We start from the raw sequence: 6,695 nt of genomic DNA on the forward strand, positions 1-6,695 counted from the left end.
CCGAAGTCCTGCAGGCGTCGCCAGCCACGGATCAGCACCCACGCCAGCAGCAGCACGAAGGCGAGCGCGACGACGGTGCCGGCGATATTGAGCATCAGGTCTTGCATGGCGTGTTTTGGGTGGTCAGGCGGGCGCCATGCGCGCATCCAGGTCGGGGTGGGGGGTCAGGTCTTCACCCGGCGCAGGGCGAGTGCGCGGTGGCTCGGGCGGCACCTCGTCGCGCCGGTGCGGGTCGGCGCGGGCGGCCTCCCACTTGAGCTGCTCGCGCACACCATCGGCCCAGACGATGACCTCGGCCAGCACGTCGAAGAGATCGGGCGGGATGACCTCGCCGGCCTCGCAGCGGGCCAGCAGCTCGCGCGCCAGCGGCACATTGCGCACGATGGGCACGCCCGCGTCCTCGGCGGCCTCGCGCATCGCACGGGCGACATGATCCTCGCCCTTGGCGCTGACGGTAGGCACGGGGCAGCGGCCGGGCTCGAAGTCGATGGCGATGGCCACATGCGTCGGGTTGACCACCAGCGCATTGGCGCCACGCGCGGCCGCCGCCTGGTTGCGCTGGCTCCACTCCGCATGGGCCTGCCTGCGCTGCTGCTTGAGCTGCGGGTCGCCCTCGCTGTCCTTCATCTCCTGCTTGATGTCGCGCATGCTCATGCGCAGCTTCTTGGTGTAGCGGTGGCGCGTCCAGAAGGTGTCGAGCATGGCCACGCCGGCAAACACGCCCACGGTCCACGCCAGGGTCTTGACGGTGGCCTCCCAGATCAGACCGCCCAGGTGCTGGGCCGGCCGGTCGGGCGCCATCGCCAGCCGCATCGCATCGGGCAGCAGCACCAGCGCCACGGCCCAGCCAATGCCGACCAGCAACGCCGTCTTCAGGATGCCCTTGAGCAGCTCGACGAGGTTGTCGAGCGAGAACATGCGCTTGAGGCCCTGGGCCGGGTTGAGGTGCTCCAGCTTGGGCGCCACCTTCTCGAAGGCCAGCACCGGCCCGGCCTGCAGGTACTCCACCAGCGTGCCGAGCACCGCCACCGGGATCATCAGCAGACCCACCAGCAGCACCGCCAGCTCCACGCTCTGCCAGCCCAGCAGCACTGCCACATGGCCGAAGCCTTCCGCGCGCCAGCCCGCGGCGATGCGCGCGAACATTGCCTCGCACAGCGCCGCCGCACGCTCGCCGGCCAGGCCCACGCATAGCGCCCCGGTCACCAGCCACACGAGCAGCGTGGCCGTGCCGGTCAGTTCCCTGCCCTTGGCGATGTCGCCCTTCTTGCGGGCGTCCTGCAGGCGCTTGTGGGTCGGCTGTTCGGTTTTGTCGCCGCTGTCGTCAGCCATGGCTCCCTAACACCTATTTCTAGGGGGTGCAAACGGGGTTTGTGAAAACTTGTTTACGGCGCGTTGCCCAGACCTACTTCTAGGGGGCGCCTCACCATGCCGTCCGCATGGGTGTTGGAACGGGCGGGACCGAACGATGCCCGGTCTTCGAACTACGGCGTTGCAGCAGTTGTTTCCACGCGTAAACGTGGGGGGCCCTGCTCTGCATACAAAGGGTGCGATGTCTACGGGTTAGTCAGTTACGTCTGCTTGCAAGCGTCAACAAGGGGCCAGGCCTTGCCTCCATAGTCCGCCCCGTTCACGGAACAGGGATGTCCAGGTGCTCGAACCACAACGGCTCAGTCATGTCATGGCAATCGCGGCGTTAGGCGCCAGCCTTGCGTGCACGCAGGCTGCGGCGGGCTGCCGGCCCCAGGGCGCCGAAGCGCTGCTCGACGCCACCCCCGCGGCCGGTGACAGCGGCTTTGCCCTGTCCGAACGGCTGTGCGCGGCCACGGTGGTGAGGAGCGCCGTGCCACTGGTCGTCGCACAGGTGGCGACGGCGGCGGTACGCGCCGAGGCATCAACGCCGGCACCAGTGCCCCTGCCGGGGCGCGCTGCCATCACCCCACCCACGCCCAGACCGGCCCGGGTTGACCGCGACGCCTCCGGCCAGGCGCGCATCCGCGCCCTGGCCCCGCTGATGGCCGAGGTGGCCGTTCGGCACGACATCGACCCGCTGCTGCTGCATGCCGTGGCCCACATCGAATCGCGCCACCAGGCCCAGGCCATCTCCCACGCCGGTGCCCGCGGGCTGATGCAGGTCATGCCCGCCACCGGGCGTGACATGGGCGTGGCCGAGGCAGCGCAGCTGCTCAACCCCCAGCCCAACCTCGAAGCCTCGGCCCGCTACCTCAAGCGCCTGCAGGCCCGCTTCGGCAACGACCTGACGCTGGTGCTGGCCGCGTACAACGCCGGCGAAGGGGCCGTCGAACGCCATGGCCGCCGCGTGCCCCCCTATGCGGAAACCCAGGCCTATGTGCGCAACGTGATGGCCGTGTATGCCGAGTTGCGGCGCTGGTTCGGGGGCCCGACATGACGACGCGGCCGGACGGACTGTCGGGCTACTTCGCGGCAAGCGACCAGCCGCGCGAAGGCCTGATCGCCCGCTTCAGCGACCTCTTCCTGGTCGCCGGCATCGTCGCCATCGTCGCACTGATGGTGCTGCCGCTGCCGCTGTGGCTGATCGACCTGCTGGTGGCCGTCAACATCGCCTCGGGCCTGGTGCTGATCCTGATCGCCGTCTACGTGACGGGGCCGCTGGAGTTCTCGGTCTTCCCCAGCGTGCTGCTGATGACGACGCTGTTCCGCCTGGCGCTGTCCATCGCCACCACCCGCATGATCCTGCTGCATGCCGACGGCGGCCACATCATCGCCACCTTCGGCAAGATGGTGGCGGGCGGCAACCTGGTGGTGGGCCTGGTGGTGTTCCTGATCATCACGGTGGTGCAGTTCATCGTCATCGCCAAGGGCGCCGAGCGCGTGGCCGAGGTGGCGGCGCGCTTCTCGCTGGACGCGATGCCGGGCAAGCAGCTGTCCATCGACTCCGACCTGCGCTCCGGGTTGATCGACAAGGACGAGGCCAAGCGCCGCCGCCGCACGCTGGAGCTGGAGAGCAAGCTGCACGGCAGCCTCGACGGCGCGATGAAGTTCGTCAAGGGCGACGCCATTGCCGGCATCGTCATCATCCTCATCAACCTGCTCGGCGGCCTGGCCATCGGCGTGCTGCAGCAGGACATGAGCATGGGCGACGCGGTGCACCGCTACTCCATCCTGAGCATCGGCGAGGGCATGGTGTCGCAGATCCCGGCGCTGCTCGGCGCGATGGCGGCCGGCCTGCTGGTGACGCGCACCAACGACGACGAGAACGACCGTCACCTGGGCGACGCCATCCGCAAGCAGCTCGGCGCCAAGCCGCGCGTGCACCTGATGGCTGCGGGCATCTGCGTGATGCTGGCCACGGTGCCCGGCTTTCCGCCGCTGGTGTTCGGCCTGCTTGCGCTGGTGTTCGCGGCGGCCGGGTTGATGCTGACCCCACACAGCCGCGACTGGCTGACCGAGCGCCTGCCCAATATGCGCAGCAAGCGTGCCCGCGCCGAACCAGCCGTCGTGCGCACCGCCCAGCCGCGGGTGCGGCCTTCGGTGCCGCTGCTGCTGGAGCTGCCGCAGAAGCTGCTGGCCGACGGCGGCGCAGGCGTGACGCGCGCCGTCGAGTCCATGCTGGACGACCTGCAGCTCGAGCGCGGCCTGCCGCTGCCGCGCGTGGCCCTGCATGGCCGCGTCAACCGCGAAGGCTGGCGGCTGCTGGCCCACGAGGTGCCGCTGGCCGATGGAGGGCAGGCCGACGACCCGCACCTGCTCGCCGAGCAGGTGCGCCAGGCGCTGCGCCGCAATGCCGCCCTGTTCATCGGCATCCAGGAGACCAGCGAGCTGCTGACGCGCGCCCAGGCCGACCTCGCCGACGTGGTCAAGGAAGTGCTGCGCGCGCTGCCGGTGCAGAAGGTCACCGAGGTGCTGCGCCGCCTCGCGTGCGAGGAAGTCTCGATCCGCAACCTGCGCGACATCCTCGAAGCGCTGGCCGAGGCCGCGCAGCGCGAGAAGGACGTGCAGGCGCTGACGGAGATGACCCGCATCGCCCTGCGCCGCCAGACCCACCACCGCGTCTGCCCGAGCGGCGAGCTGCAGGCGCTGCTGCTGTCGCCGGAGCTGGAAGCCCTGATGCGGCAGAACCTGCATGTCAGCGGCGGCGTCACCCAGCTGGCCATCTCGCCCGACGTGGCGCGCCAGTTCGCCGCCGACGTGCAGGCCCAGATCGCCGCACTGCGACCGCAGGCCATCGTCTGCGCCATCGATCTGCGCTGGCATCTGCGCAAGCTCGTCGAGGCCGAGTGCTTCGACACCCCCGTGCTGTCCTTCCACGAATTGCTGCCGACGCTCAGGCTCACGCCGCTGCACCACTTGCCCTGCCCCCAAGCGCTACCGCAGGCCTCCTCCCAGACCGCGCTTCTCGCCGCATGACATCCACACTCCGATTCGCAGCCGCCGCCGCGCTGTTGCTGGCCCAAGCTCTGCCCCTGTCGGCCGCGCCGCTGCCCGAAGGCCTGAGCCCCGTCAAGCTGGAGGCGCGCGACCAGCCCATCGAGCAGTTCCTGCAGGGCCTGTTCTCGGGCACCGACATCCCGGTCGTCGTCAGCGGCGTGCAGGGCCAGGTCAACGGGCGCTTCGAGGGCACGCCAGCCAAGCTGCTGCGCGACCTCAGCCGGGCCTACAACCTGCTGAGCTACTACGACGGCGGTGTGCTCTATATCGCCCCGGCCGGTGACACGCAGACACGCAGCTACCTGCTCAGCCCCGCCACCGCTGCCCAGGTGCAGCGCGCCGCCCAGGCGCTGCAGCTGCCGGATGCTCGCAACACGCTCAAGTTCGGTGGCGACGGTGCCTTGCTGGCCGTGGGCGCCCGCCGCTTCGTGCAGCAGATCGACGAGCTGGTGCGCCAGGTGCGGCCCACGACGGCGGCGGCGGCGGTCAACAGCTGGGTGCCCCAGCCGCAGCAGCAGCCCCTGCCCGACTACCGCATCTTCTACCTGCGCTATGCCTGGGCGCAGGACGTGCCGATGAGCTTCGGCGGCCAGCAGACCACGCTGCCGGGCGTGGCCAGCATCCTGCGAGCGCTGACCGGCCAGCCGGCCAGGCCACGCATCCAGGTCGCCAGCGACCCCGCGCGCGCCCAGGGCAGCCAGCGCCTGCGCGCCAGCCCACACCGCAACACCACCACCCTGGGCCTGGTCGACGATGCCGCGCCCAGCGTGCGCGGCGCCGACACGCTGGTGGCCGCCCTCAGCGACGCCGGCTATGCAATGCCCGCCGCGACCGCCACGGAGCTGCCGCCGCCGCCCCCCGAGTTCGCGCCGCGCATCGAGGCCGACCCGCGCTTGAACGCCGTCATCGTGCGCGACCTGCCCGAGCGCCTGGAGCGTTATGCGGCGCTGATCAAGTCGCTTGACGTCGAGCCGCAGTCGCTGGAGATCGAGGCCACCATCATCGACATCAACACCGACCGCATGCGCGAGCTGGGCATCAACTGGCGCTACAACCGCGGCCTGTCCAGCCTGATGTTCGGCAACGGCACGGCCAGCGACAACCGATTGAACGGCCGCGTGGACCCGACGCCCAGCGCCGAGGGCGGCGTCATCTCCGCCGTCATCGGCGACCGCTACCCCTTCGTCGCGCGCATCACGGCGCTGCAGAGCGACGGCGCCGCCAAGGTGGTCAGCAGCCCGCAGGTGGTCACGCTGTCCAACGTCGAGGCGGTGTTCGACAACAGCTCGACCTACTACGTGCGCGTGGCCGGCCGCGAGGAGGTGGACCTCTTCAACGTCACCGCCGGCACGCGGCTGCGCGTCACGCCGCATGTGTTCAGGGACGGCGAGGACACGCCGCGCATCAAGCTGCTGGTGCAGATCGAGGACGGCGGCCTGACCGGCCAGACCGTGGACAACCTGCCCGTCGTCGAGCGCTCCGGCATCAACACGCAGGCGCTGATCTCCGAGGGCGAGAGCCTGCTGATCGGCGGCATGGTGCGCGACAGCTCCAATGCCGGCATCGACAAGGTGCCGGTGCTGGGCGACATCCCCGTGCTGGGCAACCTGTTCAAGACCCAGCGCAAGGGTGGTCAGCGCATCGAGCGCATGTTCCTCATCACGCCGCGCCTGGCCAGCAGCAAGGCCACCGCCGACGTGATGGAGAAGGCCCGCCAGCCCCTTGCCCATCCGTCCAGCGCGGCGGCGCCGAATGCCGCGACCAGCGAAAGCACCGCCCCCCAGGAGTGATCGCCATGCTGACCAAGCCCTTGCTCGAACTGCGCGTGCAGGCCGGCCGCCAGGCCGGTGCACGCGCCCGTCTGGAGCCGCAGCAGGACCTGCTGGTCTGCAGCCAGAACGCCGGAAACCTGGGCGACACGCAGTTCGCCGACATCCTGCTGTCCAGCCAGCTCGACTTCCATGCGCGCCTGACGCCGACCGGCCCGGACCGCGTCGGCCTGCAGCTGATCTCGGGCCATGCCGCGCTGGCCGGGCGGGCGCTGGAGCCCGGCACCGCCGTGCACGCCTGGGCGCCGGGCCAGCCGCTGGAACTGGGCGACACCCGCGTGGCCTATGGCCCGGCCGACCAGGCGCACTGGCCCGAGCCCGTCATGCACGACGGCCCCGAGCTGCTCTCCAGCAGCCAGGCACCGCGGCGCACGCCCGCCGCCCCGCCGCCCCGTCCCTTCGTCGAAGGCCTGCTGACGGCGCTCGGCCTGGTCATGGTGACCGGCGGCGTCATGC

At 70.5% G+C, this 6,695-nt stretch carries 5 protein-coding genes; 4 read left to right on the plus strand and 1 reads right to left on the minus strand.

Going from position 1 to position 6,695, the window contains the following annotated elements:
- Window positions 1–123: 123 nt before the first annotated feature.
- The gene (locus ACT6S0_RS25510; protein WP_444766540.1) at window positions 124–1,332 is read right to left on the minus strand and encodes an EscU/YscU/HrcU family type III secretion system export apparatus switch protein; all 1,209 of its coding nucleotides are present in this window, start codon (window positions 1,330–1,332) and stop codon (window positions 124–126) included.
- 319 nt (window positions 1,333–1,651) lie between these two features.
- On the opposite strand from ACT6S0_RS25510, the gene ACT6S0_RS25515 reads away from it, so the two are divergent.
- The 4 genes from ACT6S0_RS25515 to ACT6S0_RS25530 all read left to right on the plus strand — a co-directional run.
- On the plus strand, window positions 1,652–2,410 hold the full coding sequence (locus ACT6S0_RS25515; protein WP_444766541.1) for a lytic transglycosylase domain-containing protein: 759 nt from the start codon (window positions 1,652–1,654) through the stop codon (window positions 2,408–2,410).
- Window positions 2,407–4,389, plus strand: a complete 1,983-nt coding sequence (locus tag ACT6S0_RS25520; RefSeq protein ID WP_444766542.1) for an FHIPEP family type III secretion protein — start codon at window positions 2,407–2,409, stop codon at window positions 4,387–4,389. Before ACT6S0_RS25515 ends, ACT6S0_RS25520 begins: the two co-directional genes overlap by 4 nt.
- A complete protein-coding gene (sctC, locus tag ACT6S0_RS25525) occupies window positions 4,386–6,200 on the plus strand; it encodes a type III secretion system outer membrane ring subunit SctC (RefSeq protein WP_444766543.1) in 1,815 nt (604 codons plus the stop codon). Before ACT6S0_RS25520 ends, sctC begins: the two co-directional genes overlap by 4 nt.
- 5 nt (window positions 6,201–6,205) lie before the next feature.
- On the plus strand, window positions 6,206–6,695 hold a 490-nt coding region (locus ACT6S0_RS25530), incomplete at its 3' end, for a hypothetical protein (RefSeq protein ID WP_444766544.1).

Source organism: Roseateles sp. (assembly GCF_052436255.1).
GTDB lineage: Bacteria > Pseudomonadota > Gammaproteobacteria > Burkholderiales > Burkholderiaceae_C > Pelomonas.